We start from the raw sequence: 21,558 nt of genomic DNA, 5'->3' as shown, positions 1-21,558 counted from the left end.
CGGTCCAGGCTGTGCCGGAGAACATCCCGGAGGGATGGGATGGTTCGCGCCGCCGCAAAGCGTAGGGGAGGGCCTTCCTGCCGGCCGCCATCGACGCGGCTCCGCCTGGAACAGACAGGCGGCGTGCCCGCCCGGCATCTCACGTAGGAGGGATCCGCCTTTCAGGCTGGTCAACGGACGCCATCTGAACGCGCCATGCCGAGATCGGAGCAACCATGACCAACACCGGGCAAGCGATTCCACCCGCCGCCGCCAGCCTCGAAGGGCGCATATCGAGCCAGGGAGATCCCGACCGGGCCGCGGACGCGGCCCCGGGGCCCCGTGTGCCCGACGAGGATCTGGAGAAGCGCCAGGACCAGTTGCTCGATGAAGCCGTCGAAGAGACGTTCCCGGCGAGCGATCCCATCTCGCCGAAGCGCATCACGAAGTAGGCATCTGGACCGCTCTACGCCGAAGCGGGCGCTGGTTCGATGCAGAAGAGCCACTCGCGATGGAAGCTCGGAGCCGTCCTCGATTGCAAGGCGGTCGGGAACGGCTCCGGAGATCCGCGCCGGGCGGGGAGCGCCGGTCTTCCAGGTCCATCGAAACGGATCGCTGATCCAGGCTCTCCCGGCCGATCCGCTCAGGGTGACGTCGGCCTCTGGCCCGGCGACCGGCCCAAGCCTAAGGGCCTGATCCATCCTGCCTCGGACGGGCCCGGACCTTGCTGGCCGACCTCATAGTGGCTTCCGCCTGTCCATGACGCCGGACCGGACTCTGGAGGTGGACGGAATCCGCCGCCGCTTGCCGGCCGATCGAAGGAGCGGCACGCAGGCGAGGACGGTGGACAGTGGGCGCGGTTCGGGGCTTGATCGTTCCTTTGCAATCCTGCGCCGCGGATCGGCTGGAGAGACGATGAAGATCGAGATCGAGCTGGGGGAGACCGTGGTGAAGGGCGCGCCGGGGGCGCCGGCCATCATGGACATCGAGGAACTGCTCGCGACGCGTCTTCTCGTGCAGGGCAATTCGGGCTCCGGCAAATCGCACCTCATCCGCCGGATCCTCGAGCAGAGCGCCGAGCAGGTGCAGCAGCTCATCATCGATCCCGAGGGCGACTTCGTTTCGCTTTCCGAGCGCTTCGGTCATCTCGTGATCGACGCACGCCGAAGCGACGCCGAGATCGAGACCATCGCGTCGCGCGTCCGCCAGTCCCGCATCTCGGCCGTCCTCAACCTCGAGCACCTTGAAGTCGACGGCCAAATGCGGGCGGCCGGCCTCTTCATCAACGCGCTCTTCGACGCCGACCGGGAGTTCTGGCACCCCGCCCTGGTGGTGGTGGACGAGGCTCAGCTCTTCGCCCCCGTCGAGAAGGGCGAGTTCTCCGAAGATGCCCGTCGCATGTCGCTCGGCGCGATGACGAACCTCATGTGCCGCGGGCGTAAAAGAGGCCTTGCTGGAATAATCGCAACTCAAAGACTGGCAAAAGTTGCGAAGAACGTCGCAGCCGAAGCGTCAAACTTCCTTATGGGAAGAACCTCGCTCGACTCCGGCGCCGCACATCGCGGCCCCGCCTGGAGCGGCGGTCGAAGTGCGGCCTCCGCTCCTTCCGGTTCCTTCCGGTGCCCTCCCGTGCCACGGTATCGATTGCCTGGCAATGGATTGCCCTGTTCCTTTTGGCCGTCCAGACCTGATGGAACGGTGCACCAAACCCGCCGGCCTCGGCCCGATGCACGATCGCGCAATAGTCTCGGTCGATCGTTCCTTTGTGACGGCCGCGAAGTCTGCCTCCGAACGTACTACCTCAGATTGCGGAGCGCCCGAATGAGGGCGCGAGGTCGGAAGCGGATCGAGTGCCGGAAGTTCGGCATTTAGCTTCGCGTTCGGCGTACCGTCGTCCGATGAAGTTCTCGTGGAAGGGACATGGTGGCTTCCGAGTAAGGTCGCTCTCCGGCGCGGCTACCGGCCGGAAATCAATGCTTGGTATCCGTAGCGAGGGGCTGCTTCCGACCAGGCTTTCGGATGGTCTGATTGCCGGCAATCTGATTGGCGCCGGGACGACCGAGAATGGCCGAAAGCCGCTGATCCGCTTTGCCGTAAGTACGCCGGAGAAGCGGGCAGTCGGGCGCCTGCACCCGCTTGCACGATCGACAGCGGATCCCCGCGGTATGTGCAGCACAAAGACAACGCACCGACGCGCCTCGATGAGCCGCGCGTCCATGGTGGTCGTCATGTCCGGCTCCTCTCCGCCTGCGCATCGGCCTAACCCACCGGAGGATGATCCAGGCGAATGAAATGGCGGCCGAGCCTGCGTCCAGCCGCCTCAGGACTGGTCATCCGGAGCTCAAGCGTCGGCGAGAACCGGAGCGCGGTCCTCGGTCTCGGGCGCGTTCAGGACGAACGTCACCAGCAGCACCGCCGCGCCATTCGCCCAGTAGTAGATCGCGTCGAGGCCCTCGAAGCCAAGCACGAACGGCGCGACGATGAAGGTGGCGCCGACCAAGCGATCGACCGCCACATGCAGCCAGTAGGGCAGCACGCGGATGACGCCGGTCTTGTGGTCAGTGAGGAAGGTCAGCGCGAAAGCGGCGACGCCAGTCGCGACCGACAGCCACAGCGCCAGCGGGTTGGTCTTGCCCAGTCCCAGCAGGAACGGGGTGATTATCAGGCTCAGCGCCACCGGATAGTCGAGGTAAGCGTGGACGGTCTTGGTGACGAAACGGAAGTTCATGACACTCTCCTGTTGGCTTTGCGAACGCTCGTCATGGCGAGGCCGCAGTTGATGGACGTCGAGGGAGTCGGACGCGGCGGCTAGTAAGACGCCGCGTCCGCCGTGGGTCAGGCCGCCAGCGCGACGTCGACCTTGGGGAAGTCGATGTCGGTCAGCGCGACGTTGTTGGTGAAGTTGGTGAGGACATTGATCGCCACATTGGCGATCACCTCGACGAGCCGGCCATCGTCGAGGCCGGCCGAACGGGCGGCGGCGATGTCGGCGTCGCTCACGTGGCCCTTCGCCTCCGCCACGCGCTGGGCGAAGGCGGCGACCGCGTTGTCGAGCGCGTCCTGCGCCTTGCCGTGGCGGGCGGCATGGACGCCTTCGGGCGTCAGGCCCGCGCCCTTGCCCATCAGCGTGTGGGCGGACAGGCAGTAGTGGCAGCCGTTGGCCTGTGCGACGGCAAGCGCGATGATCTCGCGCTGCTTGGCCGTCAGCGCGCCCTTGGCGAGCGCGTCGGAGAAGCCGAGATAGCCGTTCAGCACGGCGGGCGACTGCGCGAAGGTGGTGAACAGGTTCGGCACCATGCCGATCTTGGCCTTCACGGCCGAGAGCGTCGCCTGGACTTCGGCGGCGGCATGGGCGGTGTCGATGGGAGCGATACGGGGCATCGGCGAGATCCTCGTCTTGGTTTGTGCGGCTTGCACGCCCGCTCTATGCCGAACGACGCGGTAGCGTAGGTCCCGAGAACGTTGCCGATCGTCCCGATGGATCACCTCGCCGCCCTCTTCGCCCACGCCACGCCCACCGCGCGGACCTTCTTCACGGGCAACCTATGCCAGGCGGTAGAATTCGCCGAAGGCGGCCATCTGCACTTCCTCAACGCCGGCACGCTGACGCTCGCGCAACGTGGCGAGCCCGACCTTATGCTCTCAGAGCCGACGCTGCTGTTCTTCCCGCGCAGCCGCACCCACCGCTTTCTCGTCGACCCCGAGCGTGGCGCCGACCTTGCCTGCGCTGCCGTCGACCTCGGCGGCGAAGCGGGTAGCCCGATCGGCGAGGGGCTGCCGGCGTTCGTGGTGCTGCCGCTCGCCAGCCATCCCGCGCTCGGGCCGACCTGCGACCTGATCGTCGACGAGGCCTTCGCGGAGGGCGACGGCCGGCAGACGGCGCTCGACCGGCTGTTCGATTACCTGCTGATACTGATCGTGCGGCACGTGGTGAGGAGCGGTCTCGTCGACGGCGGCGTCCTCGCGGGGCTCGCCGACACCCGGCTGGCGCGTGCGCTCACCGCGCTGCACGAGGCGCCGGGCAAGCCTTGGTCGCTCGAGAACCTCGCCGAGGTGGCCGGCATGTCGCGCACCCGTTTCGCGGAGCGCTTCCGCGTCGTTGTCGGCCGGACACCGATCGACTATCTCACGCTCTGGCGGATGACAGTGGCGCGCCAGCGCCTCGCCAAGGGCAAGTCTGTCAAGAGCGTGGCCGCGGAGGTCGGCTACGACAGCCCCGCTGCGTTTTCGCGGGTGTTCTCCCGCATCGTCGGGCACTCACCGCGCGAACAACAGGACAGCGCATCTCCTGAGTAAGCCTGCTTTGATGCATCCGCCCTCCGGGAGCGGTCGGGCGGAAATCCACCCGTCCAAGGCGTTCAGCTACCCCTTGACGTCAGCAGGAGCTGGCCGATTCGGTCCGCCCGCTTCGGAGAAGGGCCGCCGGAACAGCGAACGCTCCGCTTCCGACCCAAGTCAGGCGAACACGCCGCCGCCCATTGAGCGCCGTTGCGTCTGAGGGTCAGCCCGCCCGCGTGATCGGCCGGGCGAAACGTTGCTCCAGCACCTCTACCCCCCATTGCTGTCCGGGCCGCTCCTCTACAAGCCGGAAGCCGTGCGACTCGTACAGGTGACGGGCGGCATGTAGGCCCTGGAACGTCCAAAGGTGGACGGCGTCGAAGGCCCGCAGCTCGCAGAAGCCCACAGCGGCGGTCAACAGCCTTCTGCCGACGCCGCCACCGCGCAATCCGTCATCGACGATGAACCAGCGCAGATGCGCGATGCCCGCGCCGATGTCCTCGCCGTCGATGGCCACCGTGCCGACGATCTGCCCCCGGCGAACCGCGAGCCAGAGGCCGTTGCAGGGATGATCGAGTCGATCTGCGAAATCGGCCAGACCTGCGGCGATGCGTGCCTCGAACGCGCGTCCGAACCCCGCAATCCTCGCGTAGTGCTGGGCGTGCATCTCCGTGCAGCGCGCGAGAGCACCGCTCTGGTAGCCGGCCACGAGGGTCACTTCGGGCGGATGCGTCGAGACCTCGGGCGCCCCATCCGTCTGTCGCAGATCGTGCGTCATCGTTCAGCTTAGTCCCCCGGGCGGTGCGCCGACATCATGTTATCCAACCCTCGCCATTCCTGGTCTGGAGTCCTCCGCGACCCGACCGATCCGCCTGTCATGGGTGAAGGCATCCGATGAACGAACAACCGCGCCGGCGCTTCTCGGCGGTCTCCCGAGCCTGCGGGCTGGATCGTCCAATAACGCCGTGCTCTTGGCTGTGGCCCAACCAGGCGATCACGGCTTGAGCCGCCGGGCGCCGGCAGATCGATCGAGATTGCGGCGCAAGAAGCGGGATGCGCGACCCCGTGGACGCGGTGCAGACCGGATGGCCTTCCGCGACTGAACCGTCCCGCCAAGTCCACTTCCGTGAACCGCAGCATGACCGCGTCCGAGCAGACGATTCTGCTCGCCCTATCCGTACGTTGGGGCGGATCGTTCTTCCTCACGCGCGTCGCGCTCTCGGTGCTGCCGCCGACGACCCGCTCCGCCCGAGGCGGGAACCTCCGGCCGAGCCGTTGCGGAGAACGGCGGCTGCGCCTTTCTCGTATGCCATCGTGAACCCCGATCGTTGCTGTGGCTGCATTCTCCGGGACCTGGTCGCGCAATGCCGGTGCTGCTCAGCCGCGCGTCCTGGCCTGCTCGCCGAATCGGGGCGATGCCGTCATCCGGGGGAAGGCGCGCTCGACGATGTCACCCACGCGGTCGGGCGCGCAGATCGGTCCGAGCACCTCACGATAGAGCGGATCGGAGATCACCGTGGCCGACCCGACCAGGGTCGCCACGAACTGGAACATCAGGAGGTCGAGGTCCACCTCGACCATCCATCCTGCGGCCTGCGCCTGCCGCAAAGTTGCCCTCTGCTTCTCGGCGAACCGCATCATCTTGGCCTTAAGGCCCGGGCTCGCGCATCGGACGACCTCCGGGTTCCGGACCGCGTTGTAGTGTGCGGGGTGTTCGTTGGCCCATTGCAGATAGGCGCTGGCGAGCGAGCGAAGCTGTTCGACCGGATCACCGCCCGATGCGGCCATCGCCGACTCAGTCGCCGCGATCAGCCTGTCCACGCCGTCCTCCGCCAGCGCGGCGAGGAGGTCCGTCCGGGTCTGGAAGTGTCTGCCGGGTGCAGCGTGCGAGACGCCGAGGTCGCGGGCGAGCGCCCGCAGACTCAGCGCCTCGATTCCCTCCGCACCTATCACCTCGGCCGCCCGTTCGAGCAGCGCATCGCGCAGGTTACCGTGATGGTAACGCCGCGCGCCGGATGGGCAGCAGGATTCGCGATCCAATGTTGACACAGCCTACAAAGGCTCCCAGTTGTGTGTTGTCGCTGACAACATAGCGGGTCGCGGCGCCGTGGCAATGATCCGAGGAGATCATCGTGTCGTCCCTTCCTCAAAGCACCGAAGTCCTTATCTGCGGCGCCGGCCCCGTTGGCCTCACGCTCGCTCTCGGCCTCGCGAAGAGGGGGCGTCAGGAGCATCGTCGTCGATCAGAAGCGGGAGCTGGACACTCACTCCCGCGCAATCGCGCTGTTTCCACGGACGCTGGAAATCTTTCGGTCGCTCGGCGTGGTCGAGGATTTGATCGTCAGCGGCGAGCAGTCGTCCCACCTCCGGCTGCGCCGCGCGTCAGACCGCAAGACCCTCATCGACTTCGACTTCGGAACCTACGACCCGATCACGCAGTGTAACTACTTGCTCGCCATCCCTCAGAACCGCACGGAGCGCGTCCTCTTCGAGCACGCCCAGCGCAACGACAGGATCGAGCTGCGTATGGGATGCTCGTTCGTTCGATTCGAGGACGATGAGGCCGGCGGGTGCGTGCATGTTCGTCTTCGCGAAGGGGAAGGCGTCGAGAGCGTCGTCGAGGCGCGATTCCTCGTGGGGGCGGACGGTTCCCACAGCAGCGTTCGGCAGCAGCTCGGCTGGGAGTTGCAGGGTAAGACCTACGCGACTCGAGCCGTCCTTGCCGATGTCGAGGTGAGCGAGGAGGCGGACACCGCGGACGGGTGGCTCGCCGAGCCCGATCGCCCGTCGCTCCTTATGTCGATCCGGTATGCGCCGCGGATATGGCGCTTGATCGAGCAGGGCATTCCCGACACGCTGACGGACGCCGAGCTCGCCGATCACGCGCGAGAGCTGACAGAGGTTCTGTTCGGCGAGGGGGCCTGGCGGAAGACGGTGTGGACCTCGGCCTACCGCAAGCACGAGCGCGTGGCGCCTCATTTCCGGAGCGGGCGCGTGCTGCTGGCGGGGGACGCCGCGCACCTCAACAGCCCGGCCGGCGGGCAAGGTCTGAACACGGGCATCCGCGATTGGACTTGCTTCAGTTTAGTGGAGAGCGGTGTGGTGGGCGATGCCCCTTTCGAATTGGGTGGGGCTGGTGAAGCCGAGCGCCGAGTGACGGCGTCGGGGATTGTAGAAGCCATCGATGTAACGGGCCAGCGCGTCGATGGCCTCGGCTCGCGTCTGGAAGGCGGTGCGCCAGACCAGTTCGCTCTTCAGCGTCTTGAAGAACGTCTCGACCATCGCGTTGTCAAAGCAATTCCCCTTGCCAGACATCGAAATCACGATGCCATGTCCTCGTAGTTCCGCCTGATACTCATTCGCACAGTACTGACTGCCGCGGTCGGAATGATGCAGCAAACCTGGTCCGGGCTGCCGGACGACGAGGGCACGTCGCAGCGCAGTCAGCGCGAGCTCCTTGTGAAGACGGTCGCCCACCGCCCAGCCCACGACCCGTCGAGAGTACAGGTCGAGGACCACCGCCAGGTACAGCCAGCCCTCCCGCGTCCAGATGTAGGAGATGTCGCTCCCCCACTTCCGATCCGGCCCAGCCGCCGTGAAGTCCTGGTCGAGGTGGTTGGGCGCGATCGGGAAGGCGTGGCCGCTGTCCGTCGTGCGTCGGAAGCGGCGCGGCTGGCGGGCCTTGAGCCCGTTCTCCCGCATCAGCCGGGCCACGCGTCGCCGGCCTGCCGCCAAGCCCTGCTCGCGCAACTCATGCGTCATGCGCGGGCTGCCATACGTCTCGTGCGAGAGCGTGAAGGCGGAGCGAACATGGGCAAGCAGCACGAGGTCCTCGCGCTGCCGTGCCGAAGCCGGACGATTCTTCCAGGCAAAGTAGCCGCTCGGACTGACGTCGAGGACCTTGCACAGGCGCGCGACCGGGAAGTCCTTCTTCGCCGCGTCGACGAGGCGGAACCTCATCGACTTCCCTCTTTGGCGAAAAAAGCCGTGGCCCGCTTCAGGATCTCCCGCTCCTGGCGCAGCACCTCGTTCTCGCGGCGCAGGCGCTTGAGCTCGGCGGCCATGTCCTCCTGCCGTTCCGCCGGCGGGTGGTCCATCTCCCGCTCACGTCGGCCGTCGATCCAGTTGCGCAGCGTCGAGAGCCCGACGCCTAGATCGGCGGCGACTTCCCGGCGGGACCGCCCGCTCGTCTGCGCCAGTCGCACCGCCTCGGCACGAAACTCAGGGGTAAAGGTTTGCTTCCGGTCTGACATCGGAACCCTCCTCCTTCAGGAAAAGAGCTCTCCACTTTTGCGAGGCAAGTCCAATGTCGGGCTTGTTCTGGTGGTCGGCGCCGACGATCCGGATGGCGACCCCGGGCAACAGCGCCGCCGCCTCCTCCGCGGTCATGCGGGCGGCCAGCTCCGAGCCCGCGCCCGACTTGTCCGCGTAGACGCTCGATCGGTCGCCGAGCACACCGATCTTGACGACGCCGTCGGAGAAGGCCTCCGCGGCCGGAGCACCGGTCGGGACGAGGGCCGCCGCGAGCGCGCGGAACGCGGCGGCGCGGCCGCGCGCGCCGAACCGTCCGGTCATGGTCGTCCTCCCCGTGTCGTGACGCTCGGGCTTCGGAAGCGTGGTCGCGGCGCTCAGCCGCCGCGGCGTCCCTGGCCGAACAGGATGGCCTTCGACTCCTCGGTGACGGTCGGAGTCGAGTTGACGGCCTTACCGGCCGCGTAGGCGCGCTGCACGGAGGGGCGCACCGCCAGGGCATCGAGCCAACGGCGGACGTTCGGGTACTCCTCGATCCGCTGACCCTGCCGTTCCCACAGCAGGCATCACGGGTAGGCCGCCATGTCGGCGATGCCGTATGCGTCGCCTACGATGAAGGGGCGATCGGCCAATCGCTCGTCGAGGACCCCGTAGAGGCGCGACGTCTCCTTGACGTAGCGTTCTATCGCATAGGGAATGCGCTCGGGCGCGTAGTGGCTGAAATGGTGATTCTGGCCGAGCATGGGGCCGAGCCCGCCCATCTGCCACATCAGCCATTCCAGCGTGGTCTTGCGGCTGCGCCGGTCGTCGGGCATCAGGCCGCCGAGCTTCTCGGCGAGGTAGATCAGGATCGCGCCGGACTCGAAGACCGGAACGGGCTCGCCGCCGTCGGCCGGCGCGTGATCGACGATGGCCGGCATGCGGCCGTTCGGGGAGATGCGCAGAAAGTCGGGTTCGAACTGCCGGCCCTCGCTGATGTTGACCGGCACGATCCGGTAGGCCGCTCCAGCCTCCTCCAGCGCCAGCAGGATCTTGTAGCCGTTCGGGGTCGTCCAGAAATGCACGTCGATCATGGCGGAGAATCCGATCCTTCGTTGGAGAGGTGGGCGCGAGCCGCCCTCGCAGCCAGGCCGTCGAAGAGGGCGAGCGACCGGTCGCGCCAGGCCGCGACCGGGTCGTCCGCCGCCAGGAGTCCGCGCGGCGACGAGCATCGAGCCCACTGGAACGCGGCGAATACGATGTAGTCGGCAAAGTTCGGGCGCTCGCCCCCCAGGAAGGGTTGCGACCGGATGGTCGCGCGGAGCGGCTCGAGGGAGGCCCGGAAGGCGGGCAGGGCCTGATCGGCGCCCGCCGCGACCGCCTCGAGCGTCGCCCCGAACCGCGCCTCCCGCGTGCGCCTGAAGTATTCTTGGTCGCGCTCGTGCAGGATGGTCCAGACGTCCAGCACGATCTGGCGCCCGATCCCGGGAATCACGACCCCGTCGCACCAGTTCCTGACGAACACGATCCCGGCTCGGGCCTCGCGCGGACCCAGCAGGGACGGCCGGTCGGGATACTTGGCGTCGAGATGACAGGCGATCGACCAGGAATCGACGATCACCGCGCCTTCGTCCACTAGGACGGGAACGCGATCCTGGCCCGAGAAGGCGATGGTCGCCTTGTCGGTGAAGCGCCACGGCACCGTGTCAGCCGAGAGGCCCTTGTGCGCAAGCGCCAGACGCACGCGCCAGACGAACGGACTGAACCGGACGCGCTCGTCGGCCGCCGCGAGATCGTAGAGCTTCAGCGCCATCGGACCCGTTCCACCGCGCCATTCAGGCCGCGTCGGCCTGCTGGACGGGTTCGGGCTTGCTCCACGCGTAGGCCTCGAACGCCGCGTCGAGGGGCGTGGCCGCGACGTGATCGATGTCGTTGCCGAGCACCTCGTACCCGATGGCGACGATCGCCTCGATCAGGTTCTCCCGCGTGTAGCCCGCCGCTTCGAAGCGATCGAGCTCGGCCTGCCCGACTTGGCCGCGAGTCCGGGTCATGGCGGCGGCGAAGCTGCGCAGCGTCTCGAGCTTCGGGTCGGCCAGCGGGTCGCCGTGGCGCAGCGCGGACAGGATTGCCCCGGGAATCCTCTCGCGCGTGGCGATCGGCGAGTGCACCGCCATGCAGTGATGGCACTCGTTCTCGTAGTCGATCGCCCGCAGGACGATCTGGCGTTCGAGCACGGACAGGGTGCGCCTGGCAAAGGTCGCGCCGGTCTGCCGATAGATTTCGTACATAACCGGCGACTCGGCCATGATCCCGTGCAGGTTCGGCAGGAAGCCGTAGCGCTCGAGCGAGTCGGCCGCGATCGGCTTCGACCGCTCGGGCGCGGTCCCGGGGGTGTGGATGGTCAGGTCCATGACGGTGCCTTCCTGCGATCAGTGGACGGGATTGAGGGCTGGCTCGCCGCGCAGCGCCGGGGCCACCTCCTCGGCGGTGCGCCTCTGGAGATCGACCAGCGATTCCTCCGAGTAGAAGGCGAGGTGCGGCGTCACGATGAGGTTGGGAACGGTCCCGATCCAAGTCTCCGCCGTCGGCGGCTCGGTCTCGAGGACATCAAGCGCGGCGCCGCCTAATCGCCCCGATGCCAGCGCCGCGCACACTGCGGGAAGGTCGACGAGGCCGCCGCGGGAGGTGTTGACGAGGAGGGCCCCGGGCTTCAGCCGCGCCAAGCTCTCGGCGTTGACGACGTGGTGCGTCTCGGCCTCCAGCGGCACGTGGAGCGAGAGGATGTCGGCCGCCTCCCAGGCCTCGTCGCGTTCGACGCGGCGGGCCCCCAGCCCCGCGATCGGGTCCTGAGGGACGAACGGGTCGCACACGAGGATGTCCAGGCCCAGGGCGCGCGCGATGCGCCCGAACCCGAGCAGGACGAGCGTGCGTCCGCGGAGGCGGTGGAGAGGCGCGACGGCGGCCACGTTCCACACGCCCGCGCGGGTCTGGTCGATCCCGCGGACCAGCCCGCGGGCGAGCGCCAGCATCAGCGCCAGGGTGTGATCGGCGACTTCTTCGATGCAGTAGTCCGGGACATTGGTCACCCGGATGCCCTTGTCCCGCGTCGTGGGCAGCGGGATCGTGTCCACGCCGATGCCGTAGCGCGCGATGATCGCGCAGCGCTCCAGTTGCTGGACGAGGGTCGGCGGAAGCCTCGCGTAGCAGTTCAGCAGAGCGTCGGCATCGCGGCAGACCTCCAGCAGAGCTTGCGGGTCCGTGGACGGCGCGACGACCAGATCGGCCAAGCCGTCGAGGATTGCGCGTTCGGGCTCCAGGTTCGGGAATACGTGGTCGGTGACGACGACCTTCCGCCTTGTCATGGTCAGCCCCGCCACGGCTCGAGAATGGCAAGGAGTTCCGCGTTGACGCGGTCGGGCCGCTCCTCTGGAGGCAGGTGCCCGCATTGCGGAATGGCGACGCCGCGCACGTCTCCGGCCATGCCCTGCCACACGGCCAGGACGTCGAAGGTCCGGCCCACGAGGTCGAAGTCGGCGCCCCAGATCGCGAGGGTCGGGCACGCGATCAGCCGGTCGGCGTCGGCCTCGTCCTGCGCGAGGTCGACCGGTCCTGCCCGGTAGTCCGCGAAGGCGCCGCGGAAGGCGCCGGGCCGAGAATAGGCGCGGACGTACTCCGCCACCGCCTCCTCGCCGATCGCACCCGGCGCGTAGGACCAGCTATCGAAGAAGTGCCGCAGGAACATCTCCTCGCGCCCTGCGACCAGCGCCTCCGGAAGATGCGGCACCTGCTGGAAGTAGAAGAACCAATAGAGCTTGGCGAGCCGCGCGTCCGTGGCCTGGAAGACCACGCGCGTCGGTATGTTGTCGATCACGACGAGGCGGTCGATGGCCTCCGGGTAGTCCTTGGCGAACCGTGTCGCGACACGGGCGCCGCGGTCGTGACCGACGAGGGCGGCACGCCCGATGCCGCAATGCGCCATCAGGGCCCGGACGTCTCCCGCCATCGACCGCTTGTCGTATCCCGTATCGGGCTTGTCGGTCGCGCCATAGCCGCGCAGATCCGGAGCGATGATTCGATACCGCTCGGCCAGGACGGGCCACTGATGGCGCCGCGCGAAATGCGTCTCCGGATAGCCGTGCAGAAGCAGCACGGCCGGGCCCGCACCCGCGTCGAGGTAGTGCATCCGGATGCCGTTGACCTGGGCCGTATGGTGCCGTGCATCCGGAGTCATGAGGGTCTCCCCTTTGCAACCAGCGTGCGGACAACCGGGAGTCGTGAGAAGAGGTGACGCGGGAATAGGATCTATACGCGACCTGTATGAGTACGTGCTGGAAGATCCTGGGCGCTCGTGGCGACGGGGACCGTGGCGACGGGGACCGTGGCGGCGCGAGCGAGCGGCGCGTGCCGAAGGATGCGTCGGTCTCGCGGGCGTCGTCGCCCGCCGGAATCCACCGCCTCGATCGGCAGTCATCGGTGACCGGTCCGCCGCGGTCGGCTACGGGGTGTCGGAGCTCCGGACGATACGGGGACGGTATGGATGAACGACCTGATCACGGCCATGCGGACCTACGTGCGGGTCGTGGAGGCCGGCAGCTTCACCGCCGTGGCGGCCGAGCTCTGTACCACCCAGCCGACGATCAGCCGGCAAGTGGCTTCGCTGGAACAGCATCTCGGCACGCGGCTCATCACCCGCACGACCCGCGCGCTCGCCGTGACGGAGGACGGTCGCGTCTTCTACGAACACGCCCTGCGGTCGCTCGAGACGCTGGCCGAGGCCGAAGCCGCGGTCGGCAGGCGCAAGGGCCGGCCGTCCGGAACGCTGCGACTCACCGTGCCGGTCGTGTTCGGGCGTCTGCACGTCGTGCCGCGCCTTGCGCTGTTCGCGGAGCGCTACCCGGACATCCGCGTCGATCTCATCATGAACGACGCCTTCTCCGACCTGGTCGAGGAGGCGATCGACCTCGCGATCCGGGTCGGCGAGATCACCGATCCGGGCCTCGTCGCGAAACGGATCGGGATCACGCGGCGCGTCACGGTCGCCGCCCCGGCCTATCTCGCGAAATGCGGCGAACCCACGTGCCCGGGCGACCTCGCCGCCCATGACTGCATCGTCTACACGCGTCTCGTCGCCGGCCACCGCTGGTCGTTCACGAGCCCGGATGGACCCGTCTCAGTCGACGTCGCGGGTCGTTTCCGGGTCAACAATTCGGAAGGGGTGCGCGAGGGCGTCATCGCGGGCCTCGGCATCGGCGTCGTGCCGATCTGGGCGTTCCGCGACGAGATCGAGACGGGACGGGTGAAGATCATCCTCCCCGCTCACCGGCCGATGCCGTTGCCGATGCAGGCCGTCTACCCGTCGCGCCGGTTCGTTCCGCTCAAGGTGCGGGCAGCCATCGACTACCTGAGAAGAGAATTTCTGCAGGACGCACGGATCTCTGGCGCCGGTTGAGAGCGTTCGAAGGGCTTGGCCTTACCTCGGCTCGAAGGGAAAGTTTCCGCAACTGGTCGATCATCGGTCGTTTGAATGAGCGACGAGAGTCGGGATGTCGTACAAGTGCCCGACTCGCGGATCCACGCGTTTGCGGCGGTCCTCGTCGTGTGCACGGTCGGGGACCATGCCGATGGCCGATTCGCGAGGACGTATCCGCGGAAGGCCGATGAGCGGGTCGTCGACCGATCTTTCGACGCCGGCGTCTTCGCGAACCTTCCACCGTCGATCCTACGGAACGGGACCAGGATCGCGGTGGTCGAAGTCTGCGTCGACGGGCGGAGCGAGCGCGCGGACCTTAGCCGATCCGATAAGCCATGACCTGATGCGCTCCCTTCATGGGCGCGTACGGCCCGGTGCGTCCCATCCGGCGTTGCACCGGGTGACGAGCCCACGAGTTTCTTGGCTATCCGGATTGCGGTGTGGAATGCATCAGGTGCTCCTATCGGTCTCCCGGCTGTTTCACCCCCTCAAGCAGCCCACTCGGCCGGGTGACAAGTCCCGGTCGAGGGCGCAGTCCCAGACGACGCGCCGCGTACACTGCCCGCCTCGCCGCAGGCAAGGGCCCGATCATCGCCGCTGCGGATCGGCACGAAACACAGGATCTGGCCCACCCGATAGAAATGGTGCCTCGACAAATGAAACCTTCTCCGACCTATCCTTCTCGCCACGTTCTTGCCGACACGAACGCGGCGTTTGATATTCGTCGGAGATGGAACACACCTTTGCTCAACGTGGAGGGTTTGCATCAGCGGCCCTATGAAGCGTCAACTGCACGAGATCTCACGGTCTCCGAAAATCCTCGTCCTTCAGGGCGGGGAAGATGTTGACTGCCTTCGACTGTGTAACGCGGCGAGCCTTGCAAGCGAAGCGGCCTTTACCGAGAGGATGGCGGAATGATCGACCTGATCGAGTTCGCGGGTGGCGATGCAGGCCCTTGGCGGGTGACGCGCGCGGAGTCGCCGCTTGGGGAGCGTCTGCCCAGCGCAACCCGCCTTTCCGTCAGCCTTCCGATCGGCAACATGGGACAGCGGACCGGTCCTTCGACCGGCACGATCTGGCGCTTGCGCGGGGTGGTGAGCAATCTGCGCTATACAACCAGCAACGAGGCGCAGCGGCTACGCGCCGTGCAGCCACCTCTCGATCGACCTTCGGCGACGCGGGCCGCCCTGATCCCGATCAGGAAGTCGGCGCGCTGGTGGGAGCTGGCTCAGGACGAGCGCCGGGCGATCTTCGAGGAAACCTCGCACCACACGAGCATCGGCCTCGGCTACCTGCCGGCGATCGCACGGCGACTCCACCACAGTCGTGACCTCGGCGAGCCGTTCGATTTCCTGACGTGGTTCGAGTTCCCGCCGGAGCACGAGGTAGCCTTCGAGGCGCTCGTCGCAGCGCTACGCGCTACCCGCGAGTGGACCTTCGTCGAGCGCGAGGTCGACATCAGGTTGACCCGTGATGCGCCAGGCTGATCCGGTGATGACGGCCGATCTGGAACCGAGCGACGACCTGCTGCTTCCGCGGCTTCGGCTCGGCGAGGAGGCCGCTTTCCGGATCCTCGTGCGGCGCTATCACGTGCGGCTCGTGGCGATCGCCCGTGGCGCACACCTGACGCGGGAGGCGGCGGAGGAGGCGGTGCAGGAGGCCTGGATCGCGGTGATGCGCAACATCGCGGGATTCGAGGCGCGCTCGTCGCTGCGCACGTGGCTGACCGGGATCGTCCTGAACATCGCGCGCAAGGCCTCGGTCTCCGCCAGGCGCACCGCGACCTTCGCGGAACTCACGCCACGGCATGACGAGGACGAGGGATCCGGTTTCGACGCCGATGCCTTCCTCGCCGACGGCCACTGGCGTGAGGCGCCCTGGCACTGGAGCGAGATCGACTTGGAGCGCGGGCTCGCGGGGCGGCAGGTCTGGCAAGCGGTCGAGGCGGCCATCGCCGCTCTGCCGCCGGACGAGGCCGCCGTGATCCGGCATCGCGACATCGAGGGTTTCGGCCCGCGCGAGACGGAGGAGTTGCTCGGCCTCGGCGAGGCGCGTCAGCGCGTGCTGCTCGATCGAGCGAGGCTGAAGATCCGACGGGTGTTCGAGGCGTTGACCCGCGACGCGGCGCGAGCGTGACGAGCGGAACGGGCGAGGATGATCGGATGCGGTGTCGAGAGGCGGCGGAGCAGGCAGGCGCGTTCGTGGACGCGGAGGTGTCCGGACGCGTTCGATGGCGCATCCGGCTTCATCTCGCGACCTGCAGGAATTGCCGGCGTTTCGTGCGGCAGATCGCGCTCACGCGCGACGCTCTCGGCCGGCTCCCGCCTCCGCCCCTCGACGCCGCCCGCGAGGACGAACTCGTGGCGGCCCTGCGGGAGGCATCGCGGTGAGCGCCGGTCAGCAACCGGTACAGATCGAGGTCGCGATCAGGTTGTGCAGAGCGCGACTCTTCCGGTCGAGCGCCGCGGTGGTCCCACTGCGCCCGTCGAGGGCCGAGCCCCCCGGCTTCGTCGTACCGTTCGACGTCACTTGGCGGAACAGCGCCTGTGGCATCGTCGATGCCGAGCCGACCGCGGCCGGCAAATGGTCGACCGGCGCGGCACTGACCGGGAACGCAGCGAAGGTGATGAGAGCGATGGCGGCGAAAGCGGGGCGGGTCATGATCTTTGTCCCTACGTGGTTTGGAGCGGGAAGCGTTCAGACGAAGGCGACGACCATCAGGCTGAAGAAGGCCGCGATCGCGCCGACGATCGGAGGAAGGGCGCGGGCTGGATCGAACATCGAGGTTCTCCGCGGCGCGTCGATCGCGCCATGATCCTGAGTGCCTGCAGGAGGCCGGATCCGCGTGCGGCTGCGCACGCCGGATGCCGCGCGGACGGAGCGGGACACCGGGATGCCTGACGCGATACCCCTGCCGGGCGAGGCGTTCGAGTGGCTGGAGGCCGACGGGCTCGGCGGTTTCGCCTCGGGCACCGTTTCGGGCGTCCGGACACGCCGCTACCACGCGCTCCTGCTCACGGCGGCGAATCCGCCGACCGGGCGGACGGTGCTCGTCAACGGCATCGAGGCCTGGATCGAGACCGCGGCCGGACACACCGATCTCAGCGCCCAGCGCTACCTGCCGGACGTGATCCATCCGCGCGGTTTTGAGCGAATTACGAGCTTCACTCACGAGCCCTGGCCGTCATGGACATTCGGCCTGCCGGATGGCACCGAGATCACCCAGGAGATCTTGGTTGATCCCGATGCCTGCGACACGCTGCTGCGATGGCGGCGGATCTCAGGCGCTGGTCCTTGCACGCTCGTCGTCGTCCCGCTGCTCTCGGGACGGGACTATCACAGCCTGCAAACCGCAAATCCCGCTTTCGACTTCAAGCCACAAATCGGCGGCGCGGAGACCGGAACCTGCGTCACGTGGCATCCCTATCCGGATCGACCGGCGATCTCCGCCCTGACCACGGGCACCTATCGACATGAACCGGACTGGTATCGCCAGTTCCTCTACGCGGCGGAGCGGGCGCGGGGACTCGACTGCGTCGAGGATCTCGCCGCGCCCGGCAGCTTTCGCTTCGATCTCGCGGGGCCCGAGCCCGGGCTGATGCTGCTACGCGCTGGCGAGAGCGGGCCGGTCCGCGTCCGAGCCTTGGCTGACCGGATGATCGCCGCGGCGCGCGCGACGCGGGCCGGTCCGGATCTTCGCCGAAGTGCCCTGAGCTACCGGGTTGATCGAGGACGGGGCAGTACCCTGGTGGCAGGCTTCCCCTGGTTTACGGATTGGGGGCGTGACACCTTCATCGCGCTGCGCGGCCTGCTGCTGGCGACCGGCGAACTCGACACCGCGGAGAGCATCCTCAGAGCCTGGGCGGGCGTCGTCAGCGAGGGCATGATGCCCAACCGTTTCCCGGATTCCGGCGAGGTACCGGAATACAATTCCGTCGACGCCTCGCTCTGGTACGTGGTCAGCGTGTACGACTTCTTGGCAGCCTGCAGGCTGGTTGGGCGCTCCGTCCAGTCCGAGCCAGCTCTGCGTACAGCCTGCCTCGCGATCCTCGATGGCTACGCTGCCGGTACCCGTTTCGGCATCCGGGCCGATGCGGATGGTCTGATCGCGGCCGGTCAGCCCGGATGGCAACTCACGTGGATGGACGCCAAGGTCGGCGATTGGGTGGTCACGCCCCGTATCGGCAAGCCGGTCGAGATCCAGGCCCTCTGGATCAACGCCCTCCACATCGCGGCGACGCTGTGGGAGCCGCGCTTCTCCGAGGCCGAGACCGCGGCGCGAGCGAGCTTCGCGCAGAAATTTCCAAACCCGGTGGGTGGCTTATTCGACGTCGTCGATGTCGACCACGTCCCCGGCACGCACGATGCGGCGGTGCGTCCGAACCAGATCTTCTGCGTCGGCGGTCTCCCGTTTCCGCTCCTGACTGGGGAGCTCGCCAAATCCGTCGTCGATGCGGTCGAGCACAGGCTTCTGACGCCGCTCGGCCTGCGCACCCTGTCGCCGGACGATCCCGCCTATGCCGGTCATTACGGGGGCGACGCGCGGACGCGAGACGGTGCGTACCACCAGGGCACGGTCTGGCCCTGGCTGCTCGGTCCCTTCGTCGACGCGTGGCTCTCGGTCCGCGGCCGCAGCGAGGCGGCCCTGACGGAGGGGCGGGCTCGCTTTCTGCCGCCGCTGGAGCAGCACCTCGGCGAGGCCGGCCTCGGTCATGTCAGCGAAGTCGCCGACGGCGATGCGCCCTATCGACCCGGCGGCTGCCCGTTCCAGGCCTGGTCGCTTGGCGAATATATCCGCCTGCGCCGGATGCTCGGCCTCAAAGCGTTCTGAGGGAGACCGCAATGCCTGAGGGCCCGAACGCATCCCACCTGTTCGAGACCGAGGAAGGACGCCGTCTTCGGGCCTGTGCCGCGGACGGGTGGCACCGCTGGGGACCGTATCTCGCCGAGCGGCAATGGGGGACGGTCCGCGAGGATTACAGCCGGGACGGCACCGCCTGGGACTACCTGCCCCATGATCACGCGCGCTCGCGGGCCTACCGCTGGGGCGAGGACGGCATCGCCGGGTTCAGCGACGACAAGCAGCTCTGGTGTCTCGCGCTGGCCCTCTGGAACGGGCGGGACCCAATCCTCAAGGAGCGGATGTTCGGCTTGACCAACGAGGAGGGCAACCACGGCGAAGACATGAAGGAACTCTACTGGCTCCTCGACGGCACGCCGACGCACTCGTACATGCGGATGCTCTACAGGTACCCGCACGCGGCGTTTCCCTACGCCGAGCTCGTGGCCGAGAACCGACGGCGCAAGGGCCGCGACATGCCCGAGTACGAGCTCGCCGACACCGGTGTACTGGCGGAGAACCGCTGCTTCGACGTCACGGTCGAGTACGCCAAGGCCGCCCCCGACGACGTGCTGATGCGGGTCTCGGTCGTCAATCGCGGGCCGGAAGCGGCCGAAATCCACGTCCTGCCCCATCTGTGGTCGCGCAACACGTGGTCGTGGCGCGAGGATCCGAAGCGGCCGCTCCTCCGGCTCGTCGAGGGGCCAAGCGTCGAGGCGACCCGCGCCGCGGGTCCCTGTCGGCTGTTCAGGGCCCTACAGCCGGCCGAGTTCCTGTTCTGCGAGAACGAGACCAACACTGCTCGCCTGTTCGGCGTGAGCGGATCGTACCACCCCAAGGACGCGATCAACGACGATGTGGTGGCGGGAACCCGCACGCGGGTGAACCCGCTCCACGAGGGCACCAAGTGCGCGGCGCTGAGCCGCCACACGCTGATGGCCGGCGAGACGATCGTCTTGCGCTACCGGTTGTCCCCGGCCGACGCGCCGGGTCTCGACGACGCGGGTTTCGAGGCGGTGTTCGCGCGTCGGGTCGCGGAGGCCGACGCCTTCTACGCCGCCCTTCAACGCGACATGACGGACCCCGACGCACGCCTCGTCCAGCGCCAGGCCCTGGCCGGCATGCTCTGGTCGAAGCAATTCTACCACTTCGACGTGCGCCGCTGGCTGATGGGCGATCCGACGCAGCCGGAGCCCCCAGCGGAGCGGCGACACGGACGCGACAGCGAGTGGGCGCACCTCAACAACGCCGACATCGTCTCGATGCCCGACACCTGGGAATACCCCTGGTACGCGGCCTGGGACCTCGCCTTCCACTGCGTGACCTTCGCGCTGATTGACCCAGAATTCGCCAAGGGCCAACTCGTGCTGCTGACGCGCGAGTGGTACATGCACCCCAACGGCCAGCTGCCGGCCTACGAGTGGGCCTTCGGCGACGTGAACCCGCCGGTTCATGCCTGGGCGGCGTTGCGCGTCTACCAGATGGACGCCGCGCTCACCGGGCGACCCGACCGGACATTCCTGGAGCGGGTGTTCCACAAGCTGATGCTGAACTTCACCTGGTGGGTGAACCGGAAGGACGCGGACGGGCGCAACGTCTTCCAGGGCGGCTTCCTCGGACTGGATAACATCGGCATCTTCGACCGCTCGGCGCCGCTGCCCACCGGCGGCACCATCGACCAGGCCGACGGCACCGCCTGGATGGCGATGTACACGCTCAACCTGATGCGGATCGCCCTTGAACTGGCCGCCGAGGACCCGGTCTACGAGGACATCGCGACCAAGTTCTTCGAGCACTTCCTCTACATTGCCGAGGCGATGACCGACATCGGCGGCAGCGGGGTCGGCCTCTGGGATGAGGCGGATGAATTCTTCTACGACGTGCTGAACCTGCCCGACGGCAAGATGCTGCCGTTGCGCGTCCGCTCGCTGGTCGGGTTGATCCCGCTTTGCGCCGTCGAGGTGCTCGACATTTCCTTGCGCGACCGATTCCCCGGCTTCGCGCGCCGGGCCGAGTGGATGCTGCGTAACCGTCCCGACCTCGCCGCCTTGGTCTCGCACTGGAGCCAAGGCGAGGGTGAGGGACCGCCGCCCGGCCCGGGCGGCGACCGGATGCTGCTCTCGCTGCTGCGCCGGCACCGCATGAAGGCGCTTCTGGCGCGGATGCTCGACGAGACCGAGCTCTTCTCCGACCACGGTATTCGCTCTCTGTCGAAGGCGCATGCCGAGCACCCGTTCGTTCTCGATTGGAGCGGTGCCCGCTACTCCGTCGACTACGAACCAGCGGAATCGACGACCGCCACGTTCGGGGGCAACTCGAATTGGCGCGGTCCGGTCTGGATGCCGATTAACATCCTCCTCATCGAGGCGCTCGACCGCTTCGGGACGTTCTATGGCGACGACACCCGCTTCGAGTGCCCGACCGGCTCCGGCCGTTATCTCAGCCTGCCCGAGATCGCCGACGAGTTGAGCGAGCGCCTCTGCAGGCTATTCCTGCGCGGGCCAGATGGACGCCGGCCGGTGCTCGCCTCCTATGGCGCTCTCGCCGACGATCCGCATGTGTGCGACTGCATCCCGTTTCACGAGTACTTCCACGGCGATACCGGCGCAGGGCTCGGCGCGATGCATCAGACGGGCTGGACAGGCCTCGTAGCACTGCTCCTGAGGCCCGGGCGCCTCACCGCACTGCCGATCACCCGCGCCATCCCGTCCTGACGATCGGGCCCCCCGGCTCCGGTGTCTTATCCTGCGGGGGAGACACC

18 protein-coding genes and 5 pseudogenes are annotated in these 21,558 nt (G+C 67.8%); 10 read left to right on the top strand and 13 right to left on the bottom strand.

The annotated features are described in order from the left end of the window. Nucleotides 1–215: 215 nt before the first annotated feature. Nucleotides 216–431 carry a hypothetical protein gene (locus MFF56_RS27200; protein ID WP_238231794.1) on the top strand — a complete coding sequence of 72 codons (216 nt, stop codon included), beginning with the start codon at nucleotides 216–218 and terminating at the stop codon, nucleotides 429–431. 463 nt (nucleotides 432–894) lie between these two features. Further along, a pseudogene (locus MFF56_RS27195) lies at nucleotides 895–1,524 on the top strand (helicase HerA domain-containing protein); the annotation flags it as partial. A 796-nt stretch (nucleotides 1,525–2,320) separates the two neighbouring features. Here the strand turns inward: MFF56_RS27195 and MFF56_RS27190 are convergent. After that, nucleotides 2,321–2,707, bottom strand: a complete 387-nt coding sequence (locus MFF56_RS27190) for an SPW repeat domain-containing protein (protein ID WP_043378397.1) — start codon at nucleotides 2,705–2,707, stop codon at nucleotides 2,321–2,323. 107 nt (nucleotides 2,708–2,814) lie between these two features. Then, on the bottom strand, nucleotides 2,815–3,360 hold the full coding sequence (locus MFF56_RS27185) for a carboxymuconolactone decarboxylase family protein (protein ID WP_043378394.1): 546 nt from the start codon (nucleotides 3,358–3,360) through the stop codon (nucleotides 2,815–2,817). 96 nt (nucleotides 3,361–3,456) lie between these two features. Here MFF56_RS27185 and MFF56_RS27180 point away from each other — a divergent pair, with 96 nt between their 5' ends. Further along, nucleotides 3,457–4,275 carry a helix-turn-helix transcriptional regulator gene (locus MFF56_RS27180; protein WP_043378391.1) on the top strand — a complete coding sequence of 273 codons (819 nt, stop codon included), beginning with the start codon at nucleotides 3,457–3,459 and terminating at the stop codon, nucleotides 4,273–4,275. 205 nt (nucleotides 4,276–4,480) lie between these two features. Here the strand turns inward: MFF56_RS27180 and MFF56_RS27175 are convergent, their stop codons facing one another. From MFF56_RS27175 to MFF56_RS32360, 3 genes and pseudogenes are all read right to left on the bottom strand, one after another. Continuing rightward, the gene (locus MFF56_RS27175; RefSeq protein WP_051975895.1) at nucleotides 4,481–5,035 is read right to left on the bottom strand and encodes a GNAT family N-acetyltransferase; all 555 of its coding nucleotides are present in this window, start codon (nucleotides 5,033–5,035) and stop codon (nucleotides 4,481–4,483) included. A gap of 599 nt (nucleotides 5,036–5,634) precedes the next feature. Beyond that, on the bottom strand, nucleotides 5,635–6,078 hold the full coding sequence (locus tag MFF56_RS27170) for a WHG domain-containing protein (RefSeq protein ID WP_238231793.1): 444 nt from the start codon (nucleotides 6,076–6,078) through the stop codon (nucleotides 5,635–5,637). 24 nt (nucleotides 6,079–6,102) lie between these two features. After that, nucleotides 6,103–6,306, bottom strand: a pseudogene (locus MFF56_RS32360) (TetR/AcrR family transcriptional regulator); the annotation flags it as partial. Between the two features lie 135 nt (nucleotides 6,307–6,441). Between MFF56_RS32360 and MFF56_RS32355 the strand changes: the two are divergent. Further along, nucleotides 6,442–7,272: pseudogene (locus tag MFF56_RS32355) on the top strand (FAD-dependent oxidoreductase); the annotation flags it as partial. A 69-nt stretch (nucleotides 7,273–7,341) separates the two neighbouring features. On the opposite strand, the gene MFF56_RS27160 reads toward MFF56_RS32355, so the two are convergent. The 7 genes and pseudogenes from MFF56_RS27160 to MFF56_RS27130 all read right to left on the bottom strand — a co-directional run bounded on the left by MFF56_RS27160 (nucleotide 7,342) and on the right by MFF56_RS27130 (nucleotide 12,718). Next, nucleotides 7,342–8,510, bottom strand: a protein-coding gene (locus MFF56_RS27160; RefSeq protein WP_089231281.1) for an IS3 family transposase whose coding sequence is annotated in 2 segments (ribosomal slippage) — nucleotides 7,342–8,243 and nucleotides 8,243–8,510 — 1,170 coding nt in all. Because the reading frame shifts where the segments join, the coding sequence is not laid out codon by codon here. Continuing rightward, nucleotides 8,479–8,832, bottom strand: a complete 354-nt coding sequence (locus MFF56_RS27155; protein WP_043378379.1) for an ABC transporter substrate-binding protein — start codon at nucleotides 8,830–8,832, stop codon at nucleotides 8,479–8,481. Before MFF56_RS27155 ends, MFF56_RS27160 begins: the two co-directional genes overlap by 32 nt. Before the next feature lie 53 nt (nucleotides 8,833–8,885). Then, nucleotides 8,886–9,581, bottom strand: a pseudogene (locus MFF56_RS27150) (glutathione binding-like protein). Continuing rightward, a complete protein-coding gene (locus tag MFF56_RS27145) occupies nucleotides 9,578–10,300 on the bottom strand; it encodes a glutathione S-transferase family protein (protein WP_051975893.1) in 723 nt (240 codons plus the stop codon). The pseudogene MFF56_RS27150 and the gene MFF56_RS27145 overlap by 4 nt, the downstream one beginning before the upstream one ends. Before the next feature lie 22 nt (nucleotides 10,301–10,322). Continuing rightward, a complete protein-coding gene (locus MFF56_RS27140) occupies nucleotides 10,323–10,898 on the bottom strand; it encodes a carboxymuconolactone decarboxylase family protein (protein ID WP_043378376.1) in 576 nt (191 codons plus the stop codon). Between the two features lie 18 nt (nucleotides 10,899–10,916). Beyond that, nucleotides 10,917–11,849 (bottom strand): C-terminal binding protein, encoded by a 933-nt coding sequence (locus tag MFF56_RS27135; protein ID WP_043378923.1) that lies wholly within the window; start codon nucleotides 11,847–11,849, stop codon nucleotides 10,917–10,919. A gap of 2 nt (nucleotides 11,850–11,851) precedes the next feature. Continuing rightward, a complete protein-coding gene (locus tag MFF56_RS27130) occupies nucleotides 11,852–12,718 on the bottom strand; it encodes an alpha/beta fold hydrolase (RefSeq protein WP_043378372.1) in 867 nt (288 codons plus the stop codon). 306 nt (nucleotides 12,719–13,024) lie between these two features. Between MFF56_RS27130 and MFF56_RS27125 the strand changes: the two genes are divergently transcribed. The 4 genes and pseudogenes from MFF56_RS27125 to MFF56_RS32175 all read left to right on the top strand — a co-directional run. After that, a complete protein-coding gene (locus MFF56_RS27125) occupies nucleotides 13,025–13,936 on the top strand; it encodes a LysR family transcriptional regulator (RefSeq protein ID WP_043378370.1) in 912 nt (303 codons plus the stop codon). A 935-nt stretch (nucleotides 13,937–14,871) separates the two neighbouring features. Continuing rightward, nucleotides 14,872–15,444: a chlorite dismutase family protein gene (locus tag MFF56_RS27120; RefSeq protein ID WP_043378364.1), complete on the top strand. Its 573-nt coding sequence runs from the start codon at nucleotides 14,872–14,874 to the stop codon at nucleotides 15,442–15,444. Then, nucleotides 15,431–16,093: a sigma-70 family RNA polymerase sigma factor gene (locus MFF56_RS27115; RefSeq protein WP_230365905.1), complete on the top strand. Its 663-nt coding sequence runs from the start codon at nucleotides 15,431–15,433 to the stop codon at nucleotides 16,091–16,093. The genes MFF56_RS27120 and MFF56_RS27115 overlap by 14 nt, the downstream gene beginning before the upstream one ends. 26 nt (nucleotides 16,094–16,119) lie before the next feature. Further along, a pseudogene (locus tag MFF56_RS32175) lies at nucleotides 16,120–16,218 on the top strand (zf-HC2 domain-containing protein); the annotation flags it as partial. A 136-nt stretch (nucleotides 16,219–16,354) separates the two neighbouring features. Here MFF56_RS32175 and MFF56_RS27110 read toward each other — a convergent pair. After that, complete coding sequence (locus tag MFF56_RS27110) at nucleotides 16,355–16,618, bottom strand: hypothetical protein (RefSeq protein ID WP_043378358.1); 264 nt, start codon at nucleotides 16,616–16,618, stop codon at nucleotides 16,355–16,357. Between the two features lie 232 nt (nucleotides 16,619–16,850). Between MFF56_RS27110 and MFF56_RS27105 the strand changes: the two genes are divergently transcribed. Together MFF56_RS27105 and MFF56_RS27100 are read left to right on the top strand one after the other, a co-directional pair. Beyond that, a complete protein-coding gene (locus tag MFF56_RS27105; protein WP_051975920.1) occupies nucleotides 16,851–18,788 on the top strand; it encodes an amylo-alpha-1,6-glucosidase in 1,938 nt (645 codons plus the stop codon). 11 nt (nucleotides 18,789–18,799) lie between these two features. Beyond that, complete coding sequence (locus tag MFF56_RS27100; protein WP_043378355.1) at nucleotides 18,800–21,511, top strand: MGH1-like glycoside hydrolase domain-containing protein; 2,712 nt, start codon at nucleotides 18,800–18,802, stop codon at nucleotides 21,509–21,511. The last annotated feature ends 47 nt before the right edge of the window (nucleotides 21,512–21,558 follow it).

This window comes from Methylobacterium hispanicum (assembly GCF_022179285.1).
In the GTDB taxonomy this organism is placed as follows: domain Bacteria; phylum Pseudomonadota; class Alphaproteobacteria; order Rhizobiales; family Beijerinckiaceae; genus Methylobacterium; species Methylobacterium hispanicum.
This window is presented reverse-complemented; position numbering and strand designations above follow the sequence as displayed.

Coding starts and splice junctions, on each gene's coding strand:
- MFF56_RS27100 (WP_043378355.1), top strand. CDS start 18,800: ATGCCTGAGGGCCCGAACGCATCCCACCTGTTCGAGACCGAGGAAGGA.
- MFF56_RS27190 (WP_043378397.1), bottom strand. CDS start 2,707: ATGAACTTCCGTTTCGTCACCAAGACCGTCCACGCTTACCTCGACTAT.
- MFF56_RS27125 (WP_043378370.1), top strand. CDS start 13,025: ATGAACGACCTGATCACGGCCATGCGGACCTACGTGCGGGTCGTGGAG.
- MFF56_RS27200 (WP_238231794.1), top strand. CDS start 216: ATGACCAACACCGGGCAAGCGATTCCACCCGCCGCCGCCAGCCTCGAA.
- MFF56_RS27120 (WP_043378364.1), top strand. CDS start 14,872: ATGATCGACCTGATCGAGTTCGCGGGTGGCGATGCAGGCCCTTGGCGG.
- MFF56_RS27175 (WP_051975895.1), bottom strand. CDS start 5,035: ATGACGCACGATCTGCGACAGACGGATGGGGCGCCCGAGGTCTCGACG.
- MFF56_RS27130 (WP_043378372.1), bottom strand. CDS start 12,718: ATGACTCCGGATGCACGGCACCATACGGCCCAGGTCAACGGCATCCGG.
- MFF56_RS27135 (WP_043378923.1), bottom strand. CDS start 11,849: ATGACAAGGCGGAAGGTCGTCGTCACCGACCACGTATTCCCGAACCTG.
- MFF56_RS27105 (WP_051975920.1), top strand. CDS start 16,851: ATGCCTGACGCGATACCCCTGCCGGGCGAGGCGTTCGAGTGGCTGGAG.
- MFF56_RS27110 (WP_043378358.1), bottom strand. CDS start 16,618: ATGACCCGCCCCGCTTTCGCCGCCATCGCTCTCATCACCTTCGCTGCG.
- MFF56_RS27185 (WP_043378394.1), bottom strand. CDS start 3,360: ATGCCCCGTATCGCTCCCATCGACACCGCCCATGCCGCCGCCGAAGTC.
- MFF56_RS27155 (WP_043378379.1), bottom strand. CDS start 8,832: ATGACCGGACGGTTCGGCGCGCGCGGCCGCGCCGCCGCGTTCCGCGCG.
- MFF56_RS27145 (WP_051975893.1), bottom strand. CDS start 10,300: ATGGCGCTGAAGCTCTACGATCTCGCGGCGGCCGACGAGCGCGTCCGG.
- MFF56_RS27115 (WP_230365905.1), top strand. CDS start 15,431: ATGCGCCAGGCTGATCCGGTGATGACGGCCGATCTGGAACCGAGCGAC.
- MFF56_RS27180 (WP_043378391.1), top strand. CDS start 3,457: ATGGATCACCTCGCCGCCCTCTTCGCCCACGCCACGCCCACCGCGCGG.
- MFF56_RS27140 (WP_043378376.1), bottom strand. CDS start 10,898: ATGGACCTGACCATCCACACCCCCGGGACCGCGCCCGAGCGGTCGAAG.